10 protein-coding genes are annotated in these 16,289 nt (G+C 33.4%); all 10 read right to left on the reverse strand.

Features of this window, described 5'->3' with window-relative positions; all coding sequences use genetic code 11:
* Window positions 1-114: 114 nt before the first annotated feature.
* Window positions 115-4,611, reverse strand: coding sequence for a coiled-coil domain-containing protein (locus GY23_RS05955; protein ID WP_075618312.1), 4,497 nt, complete (start codon window positions 4,609-4,611; stop codon window positions 115-117).
* A complete protein-coding gene (locus GY23_RS05960; RefSeq protein WP_075618313.1) occupies window positions 4,595-5,350 on the reverse strand; it encodes a DUF6063 family protein in 756 nt (251 codons plus the stop codon). Before GY23_RS05960 ends, GY23_RS05955 begins: the two co-directional genes overlap by 17 nt.
* A gap of 3 nt (window positions 5,351-5,353) precedes the next feature.
* A complete protein-coding gene (locus GY23_RS05965) occupies window positions 5,354-6,832 on the reverse strand; it encodes a hypothetical protein (protein WP_075618314.1) in 1,479 nt (492 codons plus the stop codon).
* A complete protein-coding gene (locus tag GY23_RS05970; RefSeq protein ID WP_075618315.1) occupies window positions 6,825-7,607 on the reverse strand; it encodes a Wadjet anti-phage system protein JetD domain-containing protein in 783 nt (260 codons plus the stop codon). Before GY23_RS05970 ends, GY23_RS05965 begins: the two co-directional genes overlap by 8 nt.
* Window positions 7,608-8,810: 1,203 nt before the next feature.
* On the reverse strand, window positions 8,811-9,851 hold the full coding sequence (locus GY23_RS05975; RefSeq protein WP_075618316.1) for a HEPN domain-containing protein: 1,041 nt from the start codon (window positions 9,849-9,851) through the stop codon (window positions 8,811-8,813).
* A 1,112-nt stretch (window positions 9,852-10,963) separates the two neighbouring features.
* Window positions 10,964-12,541 (reverse strand): S-layer homology domain-containing protein, encoded by a 1,578-nt coding sequence (locus GY23_RS05985; protein ID WP_075618318.1) that lies wholly within the window; start codon window positions 12,539-12,541, stop codon window positions 10,964-10,966.
* Window positions 12,542-13,073: 532 nt separating this feature from the next.
* Entirely contained in the window at window positions 13,074-13,784 is a 711-nt protein-coding gene (locus GY23_RS05990) for a DUF1643 domain-containing protein (protein WP_245827596.1), read from the reverse strand.
* A 601-nt stretch (window positions 13,785-14,385) separates the two neighbouring features.
* Window positions 14,386-14,925, reverse strand: coding sequence for a serine O-acetyltransferase (locus GY23_RS05995; protein ID WP_075618320.1), 540 nt, complete (start codon window positions 14,923-14,925; stop codon window positions 14,386-14,388).
* Window positions 14,926-15,142: 217 nt separating this feature from the next.
* Window positions 15,143-15,631: an acyltransferase family protein gene (locus tag GY23_RS17800; RefSeq protein WP_342742393.1), complete on the reverse strand. Its 489-nt coding sequence runs from the start codon at window positions 15,629-15,631 to the stop codon at window positions 15,143-15,145.
* Window positions 15,594-16,283: an acyltransferase family protein gene (locus tag GY23_RS17805; protein WP_084544041.1), complete on the reverse strand. Its 690-nt coding sequence runs from the start codon at window positions 16,281-16,283 to the stop codon at window positions 15,594-15,596. The genes GY23_RS17800 and GY23_RS17805 overlap by 38 nt, the downstream gene beginning before the upstream one ends.
* Window positions 16,284-16,289: the final 6 nt, after the last annotated feature.

Here is a 16,289-nt window from a genome sequence, read left to right on the forward strand (position 1 = left end):
GACTTGGAATCTAATGTGTAAATATTCCCCTTTTCAAAGAACACACACGGCAGGTTTTAGCTCATTAATCGCCTAGTAAGCTACTCATGTCGAGTTTCTTCTAAATAATAAACTCTAGTTATCTTGTTCCACGGAAAATAAAACTTTTTCTTCTTTTAAAATGCTGTTTGACTTTTTATAATTTCGGTAACCATATTGGACCTCAGATACTACTTGATCTGTTCCAGAAGTTATAGGTTTTGCACTTAAATGATAGTACATATCAAACTTTTGTAATAACTCCACTTTTACTAACTCAGGTGGGGTTACAACAATCCATTGGAACTTCAGCTCCTCAGCGATAGCCAAAATTGGATCAACGATATGATCACTAACAGCTACACTAAACGGGTTATCCGTTATTAAAAGCTTCCAACTGCTATTATCTTCATTTGTGCGTTTAAACGAGGTCAACATCATTAATATTAATGTTCTGGCGCTAAATAACTGTCCACCACTTCCAGAAGGATCCGTTTTAGAAGATTCATTAATTGTTTCCCACTCTGTATAGAACTCTTCTTTTGGCGGCTCATATAAGAAGCTATTTTCTTCGTGTAAACGATACATCCATAAAACAGGATATTGATAATTGAATGCAGCCAAGATAATATTTTTTGTGCTTATCTTATCTTTGAATACCTTTTGTGGAATTTCATTCACATCTTGATATTCAACAAACATTTCAGTTATAACCCTGTCGAACAAATCATCAATATTTCCTTTAATTTGATCTGTTTCTCTTGGAAGTAAATTATCCCTTTTTAATTTAACAAGCGGAAAGTTCAGTCCACTTCTATTAGTAATACGCATAGCTTTAATCATTTTTCGTAAATGTTCAACTATTTGAAGTGCATATTTACAAGCGTGTTCTACCCACTCTTTTTTGGCTTCTTCTGCTGTGTTTCTTTCTTCCTCAGCTTCTGCAATTTCATTACTTGCCAATAAATCTAAACCTTCGATAGATGCCTTTACTTCCTGTAATTCTTCAAAGTCCATATCACTGTATACTTTTAAAGCAACATCTTTAATTTCTAAAACCCACTCACTTCGTTCAAAAACTTCTTTCTTCTTTCGATGGATTGATTGTACGGCTGACTTTTTAGTAATTACATTTCTTTGTAATGTCATGAATGTTTTAATCCATTCATCACCAGTTTTGACAGGATTCTTTTTGACAATTTCCTGCACATAAGGCACAGGGTTTAAACCACTACTAATATTTAATGTATTCAAAGTCGCACTCAACTTTTGAAATATAGTATTAAAATTACTTACCTTAGTTTCAATGTCTCTAATAATAGCATTTGTATCATTTAAATCATTTTTATTTTCATTAATTGAATGCTCAATTTCAATTTTCATTTTATTAAAATCATCATGCTTCCATATTTCAGGTTGCTTCCGAAAGTCTTTAATAATAGATGCTTTCATTTCATCCAATTCTTTTCCTAATCTTTCTTTCTGTGAATTAGCATGTTTTATATCTGATTTTAATAGAAGAATGGCCTCTTTAATTTCATTCACACTTTCCTCCTTCTGTTCCAGCCTTTTCTTTAATACTGGGATTGGTTCCTGTGGTACTCGGAACTTCATCCACTCATTATTTAATCGAGACAATTCCTTTTCTTCATTATGAACTGCCTTCTGAAAATGTTCTAAGTTAACTCCTAACTTCACTAACTCAGTATTACGGCTTTCCATTTCTTGTTGTACAGCTTTCCATTTGTAAGAATGGTCCCTTAGGTTATCTACATCCATATTAAAATTAGGTTGAACTTCACGAAGAGCTTCTGTTTTTACATCTTCAAAGTAAATCAAAGGAAGGACTTCCTTGACTGTTTCCATTAATTTATTCTTACTGTCCTTCCAGTCACGATAAGAATCCTTCCAATCATCAAAATCATCATTTAGTGTACTAAGTTCCTTTTGTTTAGAACTTATTTTACTGTTCATGCTTTGAACCTTAAGTGATAAATCATATTGTCTTTGCTTTTCGCTCTCGTATATTTTCTTATTTTCTAACCAAGTTTTGAGGCTATCTATTTCTTTTTTCAAACTCTCTATCGCATTTGAAACGGAAACGATTGAATCCGATACAATTTTTAGTTCTTCTTTAATGACTTCTATTTGTTTTTCTACCTCAGGTTTTTCTTTTATTTTTTTAACCAGCTGTGTTCGAAAAGTATGATATTGCTTCTCTAATTCCACAGCGGTAGTACTATGGTCAAAAGATTCTAGTTCTGCAACGACTGCTGTAAGTTTATCTATATATTCCTTCGTGTTCTCAATTTCTGATTTAACTTCATCGCTTTTTAAGTATAAAGCTTGTTTACGTTCTGACAATTTGTCATCATGGATGGAAAACTCTGCTGCTTTCTGGTCTAAAATAACAAACTGCATATCACTTTTCTTTTCTAATTGGTTCACCCAAAAAATAGGAATAGGAACATGGAAGAACTCTTTATCTAGCTTTTTAATCTCATCAACATATGCCTTATTTTGATTTGGCACTATTAACCCGTATTTTAAAAGTGAATGATTCTTATTAAGTTCTTCCCGTTTTTCCGGCCCTTGTTGTTTTATGTATTCATCTCCGTATAGGACAGGAACTCCTTTTTCCGCTAGTAGGGATTTTACTTTATAAACTTCCTCATTCGGAATCAAATAAGGTTTATCATTTTGTTTCACTTCAAATGCTATCTCATATAATTGAATGTTTAACTGATTTAGAGTAAGTTCCCACTCACTTTTTCTGTTTTTTAAAACAGGAATCTGCTCATTCAACCATTTACGGAAAACTACTACTTCTACAGGATTTATGCGAAGAACATTCCATACCTTTTGCATGATCCCACGTTCTTTTTCTTTTTGTTGCTCCCATTGTTGTTTGATTCTTTTTACTTCTTTTTCTTCTGATACTATTTCCACTTCTAAAGTTGCATGCCTACGATCTAAACTAGTTTTTTCATCTGCTTTTTCAGTTTGATCTTTAGTTAATTTGGAATAGTTTTTTTCAGTGTCTTTTAACTCTTTACTTTTTTGTGAATGAATTTTTTCGATATCGTAATAAAAATATTCGCCATATATTTCTTTTTGTTTATCAAGTTCCAATTTAAATTTTTCAATTGACTTTTCAATGACTCCTTTGTCAACTTCATATTTCGTAAGCTGCTCCGTAAAGGACCTAACTTGTGTGTTTTTAGATTCACGTAATTTACGAATATAGTTTTTGTATGATTCACTTTCCGTACTTATTCTGTTGATTTCCATAAGTACAGCATTCCATTCACTTTCAATTTCAATTTCTAGTTGAATTTGCAGCTCTTTTGATTCACGATAATCTTGCGATTGTTCAATGGCATTTTTTTTTCTACGAATATTTTGAAGTTCCTGTTCGGCCTCATTCCATTTCTTTAACTGTAGTTGAAGTTCCGCTTCATCTTTTTGGTTTGTTAAAGTCACTTTTTGTTGTTCTTTATCATTTTGATTTTGTCCAAAAGATAGGAGGGAAGCATTGAGTTCATTTAACTCATAATGTTTAATTACATATTGGAGGTTTCTTTGCTTCCAATCTAGCTCTTGTTTTAGTTTATTTAACTCAATTAATTGCTCCTTATGGTCGTTTGTCTCTTTTTCTAGCGAGGATATTTCATTTGATAGAGCTGTTAATATGGAGCGCCCTTTTTCAATATGTATATCGAATTTTTCCCTTTCTTGTATGAGCTCCGATAAACTAGAGTAAACTTCTTCATTATGACGCTTAATTTCAGCATATGCCGAAGCATTCTTTTTCAATTCAGGAAGGTTTTTAGTTATTGAAGCTATGTTTTTAAATAGAGTAATAAGGTCACTTTCTTCACCCTTTTCATTCAATCTAGCCTCAATTGCTGGAATAATCATTTTAGAGAAAAGACCGTGATTTGTAGTCGCGTTCTTATCATCGAAATAATATGCCACACCGCCTTCATATTGGTTTATATCGATTAGTTGTTCCCAATCTTTTTTAATAATCCCGTAACTATCTAAGGTGCTATAAAATTTTGATTTAGAATTTTCGTTAAAAGTAAGAAATTCTTTTTTATTTTCCCTTAGGTACTCCAAAAATTCACTATATGGTGTTGGAGCTCCTTTTTCTTTGTTATAAAGGGGAATATTATCGATAGTATATGGATCGTATAAGCTGTAACCATACTCCCTTACGAATAGTGTATATAAAGGTTCACAATCGTTCTTCTCATTCAAATGCGAAGTCATAGCTACCCCAACCAACAAGTGCCTACCGAAATCTAAATGAAAATCTATACAACTATAAAATGTATAAGGTTTAAATTGACCTTTACTTGCATAGAAAAAGTGATTAACTTTATTTTTCCCACGACTCCAAGAAGTCTTTGGAATCATAGGTTGAAATAATAGCTGCAACAGTACACCTTTACCAAACGTGTTTTTAGCTGTAATAATCGCGTTTTTTGGTCCCTCATCAGAACTAAACTGAAAGACTTCATCTTTATAAATTCTGGTTTGCTGTTTGTAACGTGTACCAACTACTCGGTATTTATTTATAGCTGTCATTAACCTCACCCTCCTTTCTTCGTTTGGCTTCTACGATTACATCTCGTAACATCGTATACCTTTCATAATTGTGGAAAAGCCCCTCAATTCGTTCAAATAATTCAGGATAAGCATAAACAATATGTTCATCTCCTTCTAGAATGACATTTAATAAGTGTTCATTCTCAAACAGATTTAGTGCTTTTTTCATAATGCTAAATTTAGTTTTCATAGAAGGAGTTAACTTGTTGCTATCGTCTTTCAGATCTTTACTTAACCAAAACTCTACTTGTTCCCTAATATTCATAGCCCATTTTTTCTCGTAATCTTCTTCGATTTCAATCTTTTCTTTCCAATGGCTAAAAACATTCGTTACAAGTTCTTCCATCCTAAATAAAGATAAACCACGCAGTTCATATCGGGAACGAACAGATAAGTCACCATCAATTTCACTAAGGTAAATCATTAAAATATTACATAACAAGTAAAACTCTTTTTTATTTTCAATGTCACTATATTTTTCTTTTAAATGAGTGAATGATGTAGCAAAAATAGACTCTTTACCATCGGAGATTAGTTGGAGCTTTTCATGTCCTTCTAAAATTATCGTTCCGAAACTTCGTGCAATTTGTTGAACTAAGTCATGTACTTGAGTGTCATCAAAGTAAGATCTTAAGACACTTTCATTCCGATCGACCATTTTGTGCTTCATCAACTTAGCATAAATATCTGTGGCTATTTTTATCTTTTCAGCAGCCATTCATTATACTCCCCTTTTATATCGTAGTACGTAGGAAGACATCTGAACATCTTCTGTTACGATTTTCTCACCAGGCTCATACGTAGCATAAATTATTTTCCCTTCAAAGAAGCTTATATCAGCATCTAGTTTTAGCATCTTTTGTAATAGTGTAAACCGTTCATCATTATACTTTCGATTCTCCTGTATTTCCCCAACAGTCAATTTAGATTGTGCAAACAATGGCCAGAAGTCAATAGCATCCCGATTCCAATGATCAAAAGAACTAATATCCTTTGCATGAAATTCACCAGTGCTAGCTAACCCTTTAAATATTGGATACCAACAAGTTACTACCACATCCCAATTCACTTCATGCACATATTTATTCCAAATCTCCTCTTTTTCTTCTTTAAAGTCTGTTTCTATCAGTTCTTGTTCATTTACCAATTCCTGTTCCTGCCATATCCATTCCATCGGAAGAATGACATCCTGTTTTGGAGAAAATAATGGACCTAATATTAATTCATATATCTCTTCGGTTGGAATACCGTTCTGATAAATATGCTTTTCCCATATTTCTTGATGAAAGTTAGCCGTTTTTCTATAAACAAGGGATAATGGATTGTTTTTTCGAATATCTAGTTCTAGAGCAATATTTTTATAAACCTCGTCCGATAAACTAAGGTGTAATTTCGAGGTAGAGAAGATTTTATTTTCAAGCTCTATGTGCTCCAATCGTGATAATTCGTTACCTCTTTCAATCATTTTTAAAGTAGATAACATTTTCTTGTATAATTCCTGTGCTTCCTCTGATTGGTTCCAGACATCTTCTTTAGATTTTTTCCTAACTTCCCTATTAGTAAGGAGCACCTTTGGATTTCTCTCTAATTCATATCTATAATCCTTTTCTTTTGCTAATAAACGTCTTATTCTCAATGTCAATGCGTCTAATACACCAACTGCCTGATTAACTCTACCAGCTCTAATGAGTTGCAATGTATACAATTGTTCAACACTCATATCCATTTCTTCTTCAAATTCTCGAGACATTAAAATCATTCGGATGCTTTCATCCGTCAACTTATAAACTACTGTCCCTTTTTTAAGTTTCGTATATTCCCTGTCTTGTTCTAAGTAAGAAAAACGTTGGTCTTCAAATGTCTGTTTTTCATGATTATAATAATGACCTTTAAAAGAATCCATTCGTTTACTATCACCAAAATAAAAGATGCCATTTCCTAACCTCATCACATCTTCTTCTTTATGATCAAGTTTAAAGGTTTCAATTACATCACGTACAACTTCATATATATCATCCTTTGTCCTGGCTTCATCATCACGCAGCTCTCGATAATAGATTTCTAACAAGACGCATAGCAATATATCACGAACATAAGGATTTAATTTTTCACCGAGACTCATCCCCGCACCAAACAAAAAAATTGGATTTAACGACCTTTTTCTTTTCTCTATTCCAAACCATATATCTTCATTAAGCATGATTACCTTCTCCTTTTAATAGTAGGTCAATTGGTAGGACTTCTTGAGGGATACGCTTATCTTCATTCCAAATCTGATAAGCAATCGCAGTGAAGCCTTCATTATCCCTCCCAATTTCATCTAAGAAATAATTAAAATGATCGTTGTTTTTTGGCTGATCCTTTTTTATAGTGGTCGGGCAATGACATTCTTTCACCATCATGTAGTAAATATGTTTTGCTAAAGTTATGTAAAACTCTGGGTTTTTAGTTTTCAGTCGAGCATAGATGGAATATCCTGATGGATCCATATCTCCTACATAAAAAAGTTGAAAGTCGTTATGCTCTAATATGTCTTTTATATATTTAATGCTTGATTCGATATGTGTTCCTTCTGCGTATATAATCATATCCAATTCCATTCCAATAATCGGTTTGTACATTTTAAATAATCTTCTACAAGCATGGAAAAATGATAAATTTTCAATGATTAAAATACGTTTAATTTCAGTGAAATTATTAACTCTAGGATGTACAAAATATGAGAATGGCTCACCATAGTTTTCAATTTCCAAATCGTTTTCAGTTAATTTTAATCTACTTAAAAGGTGTCGACCTTCTTCATTAAGGAACTTCTCATCCTTAAATAATTGATAGGACCGACTAGCTTTAGATTCCCACTCCCATTTATCCTTTTCCCCTAAAAAATTATAAATGCTTAATATGTTTTCCCAGGTTGATACATTCTGCTTTTCAGGATTAGTGATAAAATAATTAATATCTAACCGGTCTGACACCTGAAAAATTTGTTCTTGGGTCCAAGTAGGAATAGCCCTTGTTCTAATGATTCTCCATCTTATTGGTAATGGTGTTTTACGGTTGTTAGTTTTTTTGATAGAAGATTTTATTGGTTCAATCTTTGAGGAGGAACTTAGTTCATTTATGATGGTGTAAAATAAATCATACCCTCCATCATCTTGATAATCATTAAGGCTGTCATATCTATCAATAATATAATTCTCCAGTTCTAAAATATTGAACTCTACATTTTAATGCTGATTTAAGAAGGCGATTATTAAATCCTTCATTTTCTCAAATTTGTTCATCCAGTTCACCCTCTTTACAGTGGTCTTAATAGTAGTTAGTTCTAAATTCCTATCTAAATAAGATATTGAAATAACCCCTCTCATCGATTCTTGAAAGGGGTTGCTGTCAATTTGCCCATTTATATGACTTTTTTAATCGATTTAACTTTGTTGGAAATGGAATATGTCCATCTTGCTGAAGCCTTCCAAGAACAACCCCCGGTGCAATATTAATTTCACTTTGCAAAAGTGAGGCAAATGCCTCACCAATTATGTTACAGTTATTTACTACTTTTACCTAAGGGGATAGGTATCAAATACCACTCTTCATTCAATATCTCAACTACCTCATTATTAATCACTAGTGTTCTAGAGATTGGTACTATACTAAATGATCGTTGTGATCTAAGTTATGTACTCAGATCTATTGCAGCACAAAACTTAAGAACAAGTATCCTTTTACAATCAAATAAACTGAACTTAGATGTTTCATTACTATAATCATACGACAAATGAACTGCATATTCGTTATATTCTTATCGACAATATCCGACAGATATTCAAGTAGTTCAAACACAGGATTCCAGTTATCACTAACCCTCTATTCTTCAGGGGCGCGTTTTTAAATCCATTTGATCAACCTGGTGTTGAATTTTATAAAAAGAATACCAATACTCTATTACAGAAAAACAAAAAACAGGATGCACAAGGCCAAAAGCCGAGTGTTTCCTGTTTTTTGACTAATCATTTGAACCTTCATTATAAGTTCTTCAACAATTATACTCAATAAACATTTCATCCTGGTAAAATTTATTAATACAACTGTATCCGGCTCCATGATTTTTAAAAGTAAATTGTAGTTAATTGTCAGAATTCTGTAGAATTGTTTTCAACATAGGGGCCGTTTTTAACCAATTATTCCTGTTTTGATTTTTTATGGAGTCCACTATTCTCTAGTTCCTTAATTGCCTCTATTAAAAAACTAACATCACCGATTAGTGGATGGTTAAATAACTGTGGTATTGATTTATCTTGAAAAGGAAATTTCTCTTGCTCATTTAAGCTTTTAGAAAGAAATAGAACCAGCAAACTAAATGCAGCTGCCGTAACCAATCTTATTTCTTCACTAAAATATTGGAAGCTTTCCTTCCCACCGTGTGCATATTTATTTCGATATTTTTGAATAACGTTAAAAGTTTTATTTTTACTAAACCCTAGTTCAGATATATAGTCAAATAAAGCTTTTTTATTAACGGATGGCCTAGTGACATTGATATGTCCACACTTTTCGCACGTATTTTTAATTTCGGTTTCTTCAGAAGTTAGCTTAGATATTAGTTCTAAAGCTGTAATCCAAAAAATTATTTTTTCCTCGGGAAAATAAGAAAGGGTTCCTTTTCTGTACCATCTTAAAATTGATTTATATTCATTAGGAATTTTTATTTTCATCCATTTTCCCAAGTGATTAATGGTGGTGCTGGATTCGATTTTATGAGATTCTGAAAACTCTCCAGCTTCATTTATTGGTGATGTGTCTGTCGGAATATTAAATTGTCGTCCCACTGAAAGAACAATTCTTCCATTTCTAGTAATAGGTTCTGAATGGACGTCACCCCAATGTAGAATTCTACACTCTTGTAACATTAAATAAGAACACCAGGATACAAAGTCTTCTATATCAGATATAGCGCTGATAGTATCATTTTTCGGATTCTTATCATCGTTTTCCTTGAATTTCTTTTCAATTATTATCGTTCGCGCTTCTTTCAGAATCTTTTCTACATCAGAAAACTCATTAGGATGTAATAAACGGTTTGCAACCACTTTATTTGGCATTTTCCCAGTAATAACAGTCACATTATTATGGATGTCAATTTGAATCTCCTTAATTATTTTCTCTTCAGAAAGCTGAATTAGTGGATAGAAACAAGTGGCAGCGATTGTCTTAATTGTCATTTCGTTATACCTTCTTTCCACTCTTCTTCCCTTATTGAGAAGTCCAAAAGTGATTTAGTTAATTGGTCGAATATTCAGTATAATAACGGTACATAATTTTACTAAAGAGAAACGTCCTTCTAGTCGATCTGTAGACAGGTAAAAACATAACAATGTGACAACTTGAGATTACAATGAAAGTTTGTTACATAATCAACATTACCGATACACCATCGATTAGATGTCTCATTCTCGTTCACTAATGCTTTTGAACTTCGAAGAAGTTGTATCCTTTTATATGGGGGGGAATAGGAATAGGCATATACCTATAAAGGTTGTAATCGAGTTCATCGACAAATTTTTGGTAACAAAGGTAATATTATTTCGCTTGATTGATTTCGTTGCAATTGCTTGACTAGTTCTAAAGAATTCTTCATTCAACTCCATGATCACATGAATTGTCATATTCATTACTGGTTCTTATCATTTGCTTCTATTCAAATTCTTCTTTATTTCTTAGTTATTTCGACAAATAGTCGGAAAATCCTTTTGATAATTAATGAATTGTAAATTTTTTTCCACAAAAAAAAGACTTCCAAAGATAATTCTGGCTGCCTTTTTTGTTTCTTTATTTTAGTTGTAGCTGTTAACATTGAATTATAGTTAAATTTCGAATCGTTTAAAATAGTTTCTGTCACAGGGACCTATTTTAAAGATCTTGATAAATTAAACTATTTATGTAACACATCTCTCCATGACTTCAACAAAAAGTCACTTACCGGTTCAGCGTCCGCTCATACGGATGGCGGCGTACCGGTCATGCATTTAGAAATAGAGAAATTTGAATCCTATCATGTCGGTTATTTAATGTATTTCTTTATGAAAGCATGTGCGATGAGTGCCTACTTAATGGACGTCAATCCATTTGACCAACCTGGTGTTGAATTTTATAAAAAGAAACAAACAAACTCCTACAGAAAAACGAAAACCAGGAAGCACAAGGTCAATCTGACCTGTGTTTCCTGGTTTTTTCATATAATTGTTCTTTATGAATAATTCTAATTTAGTCCACTTCCAACAGTATTCCATCTTTATGATTCTACTATTAAAGGTTGTAGTGAAATGTCAGGTTTCTATTTTCCAACTTCAATCCGTTCCAATAAAGTAGATTCTGTTTTAGAACCATCCAGCTTAAATTTGGTGAATGCATATAGTTCCCCTGTTTCCTCTACATAAACCAGTCGATCGATTTTGCCATAGGCACTCAAAGTAGAAACGGGATCCAATGTACCGTATTTATAAACAGAAATCAGTCGTGAACGATCAGCAAGATACATGTCCTTACCCGCTTCATTGAACGTCATGGTTGTAAATGGCGTAGCCAGTTTACCAAGCGGAGCCAGATCTTCGGATGGCTGGATGCTTGATGCGTAAACTGTCCCATCCCCATTGTAAATAACCTTACCGTCAGGGGTCATTTGGACATAGCCCCTCAAGTTACTGGTGTCAAAGAATCGAGGCACCATTGTTTCTTGCTTGATTTTTCCTTCTATTAAACTATATGTCTCGATTTTCCCGGTATAGTGGGAAGTCGCAACCGCATAGACTTTGTTCTGGGTCGGTGACAGTTCAATCAATTTTTGTTGGGAAATACTAGCAGATGATAGATGTTCTGACGTTTGCCAGTTATACGTTTGAACTTCTGTACTATAGCCTTGGCCCGAGCCGGATGAAATAATCAGCGTTTCCGCATCATCCACTGCGATGTCATAAGGATCAATGTTTACGTTTACTTCTTTCAGGAAAGAAAGAGTTTCGGCATTGTACACATTGATGAGTCCTTTTTGCATCTCGATGGAGTTAAATGGACTTCTTGCCTGGATTAGTTGTGTAACAAAAACCTTGCCATTTTTGATGGCGAGCCTTTCTGCAGGATGTGTCAGTTCCACAACCTTTTTAGTTTCAGTTTCCAAGTTTAGCATGACGAGTGATTTTGACTTCGCATCGATATAGTAAATGATCGGTTTGTCTGGGTTCTTCACCAAATCGATGATCGTTGATTCCATTGTCAGTTCAACAATCGAATGCTTTATTTTTCCGGTGGACGGTCGGAAGTTGGGCTTCATGATGCGTGCAAGGAAAGCTGAAAACTGTCCACGGTCAATCGTTTGGGTTGGACGGAATGTTCCATCATTAAACCCGACAGTGATATTGTTCGCAGCCAATGATTGTATGAATGGATGTGCCCATGAGTTAACGGCTACGTCTTTAAATCCTGGCTGGAACACTCCACTCAGGTCATAAGCATTCGCTAATACTTTAGCCATTTCCGCACGGGTGATATCCCCAGTAGGATCGAAACGATCATTACTTTTCCCATTAATGATTTTTGCACCAACAGCGTAGGCAATTTCTTTATACCCGAAAGTGGACGGGCTTACATCTTTGAATCCTGGATCTTTCATTTGATACTCTGGCATACCGATTGATCGCATAATCATGACAATCGCTTGCGCACGCGAAAGCTTGGTCGATGGACGGAATGTGCCATCGTTGTAGCCATTGATTACTTCTAGTTGGGTCAGATATTCGATTTCTTTCTTAAAACCAGATACATCCGTGAATCCCGCTGCTTTGGCTGATCCGGATGGAAAAACAATTATGGAAAGACTTAATGACATAGCCATCAAGACATATAATAACTTTTTCAATGAAAACTCCCTCTCTTATTAAACTCTATTAATTATAGTGTCAGAACAAGTCATTTACACGTTACTAATGGACTAAGTTGGATATCTAAGCGAAAAAGACCGATACAACAATTGCTGTAACGGTTCTTTACGCGTGCGAGATACACATGTATGCAGTTACGCACGAAGTTACTTCACTACGTGCGTCTCTATCTTCTTGGAGTATTGCGACTAGAATTCTTTTAAATGTCACATTAGTTTTCTATTTCTTTTGTTAAGTTCATTGTTTTCAACACTAGGGCGCGTTTTTTAGTTGAATTTGTGATTTTGTGATTTTATCTCTGGCCAAATAAATCCTCCGACCTTACTTAAAGTAATTATAGAGGGGGAAATAAATATTTACATACAAAACCCCGAACCTCGGGACGCTTTTTTAAAGTGTCCGAGATTCGGGGTTCAGTTCAATGTTCCAACAATATCCCATTTTCATAATATAAAAATGAATTGTAGTTAAATCTGAATCGTTTAAATAGTTTCTGGCACAGGAAAAGGTTTATTGATACACAGCTTCTTGATTGTTCAGCACACTCACCATATCCTCCAACCAAGCCTCACAGCGTTCCGGTATCCATGGATTCGGGTGTTTCGGATACCCCTTCACTGGATGCCAAACCGCAATGGGCTTCTTTCCATAGGAAGTTAACATATTATCAAAATCAAGCAACCCATATGCATTCGCCATTTTCTTTGGTTCTGGCTTATCTCCCCAACCATAGAGGAGTCGGTCCGCACTTGAAATTATTTTGGACCATTCCGATACAGAGTTATTTGCAAATCGGGAATGTACAATTCCTCCAATTTCAGATCTCTTTAACAGCGCCAAAAACTTCATACGGTTTCCTTCACAAACATCGGATAAGTTCACAATCTTCATTTCGTCCCAAGACATGCGCTCCATCAAACGCATTAGTTGGAACTGAGTTTTATCTGGCTTCGCTTCTGTCCACTCACCTAATTGTGCAGCTAAAATGGGCTTGCAACTCCCCGGATTTAACATTACGATTACTGCATCTGCGCGTTGTTTTTCGGTATTAATCGAACTCGTGTTTTGTCTACGCTCAATTCGCGCCTCTGGTCGCATCCACACTCGATCACCAGCAATGGTCACTTCAAAAAATTGACCCCATACTATGTACTTTTCTTTTAATAACGCTTCTGACAACAACTCCAACCCGTCACCCCATAAGAACTTTTTATATTTCATTATTTCGACAAATGTTTGGAAAATCCTTTAGAAAACAATAAATTATAAATTTTCTACCATAAAAAATATGCAGCTGAAATTGCAATTTCAGCTGCCTTTTGCTTAGTTTATTTTGTTGCAGTAATAATAACATTTATCACTTACGAAATTCTTAGAGAAAGTAGTCTTGCTATTAGGGCTTTAAGGACATTAAGAAGTGAATTGTAGTTAAATGTCAGAATTGTCTCATTGGATGGCACCTTAAAATCTATAGATATTCTATGTTTTTTATGCTTAGCATTCCAAGTAAATCATTATTTTCAAGTTTTGATTTTTTTGAATATACAATTGTAGTTTATAATCTGAATAGTTTTTTACACAGGTACCTGTTTTTGAATATACCTCTATGATGAATCAAAAGGAGATTTTGCACCTTTTAATTATGTTTTCAGAATTGTTCCCTGTTGTGGCACCCTGTAATTTATGACAATTTATATACCTACATCACTATACAATAAAAGAATCCAACACCAGTCTTAATTATTGGATTCTTAAAATTCATATACAATTGTAATTTATAATCTGAATAGTTTTTTATACAGGTACCTGTTTTATGAAACTTTCAATTATTTAAACTTTCAATTGCGTGTGCTATCACGACTGTTCCTATTTTTTTAGCAGGGACACCAGCAATTATTGAGTTACTTTCAAAACTTTTTGTCACTACTGCTCCTGCCCCAATAGATGAATTATCACCGATGATAATTGGTCCTAATATATTTGAGCCAGAAAAAGCAGTAACATTATCCCCAATAATTGGCATAGTCTGTTCATTGTTATTTTGATTTCTTCCACCCAATGTAACATTATGAAATAATTCGAAGTTATTTCCTATCTTCACGTCATTGCCGATTACAATACCAACCGAATGGACGATTCTAAATTTCTGTCCAATTTGAGCCGCAGGCGATATATCAGCGCTATAGAATATTATCCCTAAAGTCCTCAAAAGACCAGGTAATATTGGAATTTTCTTTTCTAATGACCAATGAGCCACCCTGTATAAAAAAACCAACCAAAATGTAGAAAGTAGGAATACACCTTTAAAAGCCCCTAAAACACTTAATTTATAGGTTTTCAAATCCTCCTTTATAGTTTGCATTTATGCACCTCCAAAATATTTGTTAAATATTATCATATACTATTAAATATTGTTAGAACAAAATTCCCTTCGTTCTAAAAAGCTTACTGCTATTCCACTCCTGTAAATAAAGTTTCTTTAAATATGTGATAGTGTATATTCAACCCCGACGACGATTAAGCACACTTATATAGCCAATAACAGTTTGAGTTCTAGATTCTAATAAATTCATTTGAATTCAACTCTTAGAAGGGTTATCATTAATTACGTTATATTCAGTTTGTTTTTTTAATAGTATTATTGATCTTGCTAGCTTCATTGAAGGTTTTTCAATATATCTATAACTTAATAATGATATTACAATTGTCATCAAAAGACTAATCAAGAAAATTCCTAATATAGGTATAAAAGCACCTAATAAAATTTCTATGGACAATAGGACCAGTAAATGGAACAAATAAAAGCTGTAAGAAATTTTACCTAACACAAGGAATGGTCTAGTTAATAAAAACGGAACTCTTACTGAGAGAACATAAATAATAATAATTACTGCTCCTAATGAGATTAACCAGTCACCTATGTAATACCCTAAATCATTGTTCCCCCTTAATGAAACTGCATATCCATACATAAATAATCCAAATAATAAGATACTGATTCTTGTTAATTTGTTTGATTCTTTAAATTTCTTAACTAAATGAACATGATTTTTTTGCAAGGATCGCACCAATAATAAACATCAATATATAATGGAATGAAATAATTATATTAATATTGTTATCAATCTTTAATGTTACAATAAAAGCAATTGAAATTACTGAAGTCAGGAATCCAAGAGTCATAATTTTTTTCCATTCAAATTTAATAAGTAACATTATTAATAAGGGGAAAACTAGCGAGATTCTCATTTCATGAACTAATGACCAAATTACAGAATCAAATGCATTAGAATTGTATGTTCCAATAAATAATATATGTTTAATAATAGTATTTAATCCAGATTCCCCTGTCCAAGTTCCCGCAATGTTATTAAGAGAAAATACACCTCTAAGAATAATACCTAATAATACAGCTACTATGAAGGGAAAATAAATACGAAGAGATCGTTTAATTATAAATGTAATATAATTATGTATGTAATTTTTCTTGTAAAATGGAAGTGATAAAACAAACCCACTTAGTATAAAGAAAAATATTACTGCCTCGTGTCCAGCCCATAAAATCCTAAGAGGTGAATAGGCAATAATATTCCAATATCCGACTTGACCACGATTCTCCCAACTAACATTAAAAAAATGATATACAAAAACTGTAAAAGCTATGATTCCTCTTAGTGAATCCAATTCTTCAAATCTTTTACTACCATTGTTAACTTTCATTTATCC

It is taken from the genome of Paenisporosarcina indica (genome assembly GCF_001939075.1).
Lineage (GTDB): Bacteria > Bacillota > Bacilli > Bacillales_A > Planococcaceae > Paenisporosarcina > Paenisporosarcina indica.

What these genes read in the sequence shown, in the direction of transcription:
- GY23_RS17805 (WP_084544041.1), bottom strand. Translation starts at nt 16,283, where the DNA reads ATGAAAGTTAACAATGGTAGTAAAAGATTTGAAGAATTGGATTCACTA.
- GY23_RS05990 (WP_245827596.1), bottom strand. Translation starts at nt 13,784, where the DNA reads ATGAAATATAAAAAGTTCTTATGGGGTGACGGGTTGGAGTTGTTGTCA.
- GY23_RS05955 (WP_075618312.1), bottom strand. Translation starts at nt 4,611, where the DNA reads ATGACAGCTATAAATAAATACCGAGTAGTTGGTACACGTTACAAACAG.
- GY23_RS05995 (WP_075618320.1), bottom strand. Translation starts at nt 14,925, where the DNA reads ATGCAAACTATAAAGGAGGATTTGAAAACCTATAAATTAAGTGTTTTA.
- GY23_RS05960 (WP_075618313.1), bottom strand. Translation starts at nt 5,350, where the DNA reads ATGGCTGCTGAAAAGATAAAAATAGCCACAGATATTTATGCTAAGTTG.
- GY23_RS05975 (WP_075618316.1), bottom strand. Translation starts at nt 9,851, where the DNA reads ATGACAATTAAGACAATCGCTGCCACTTGTTTCTATCCACTAATTCAG.
- GY23_RS05965 (WP_075618314.1), bottom strand. Translation starts at nt 6,832, where the DNA reads ATGCTTAATGAAGATATATGGTTTGGAATAGAGAAAAGAAAAAGGTCG.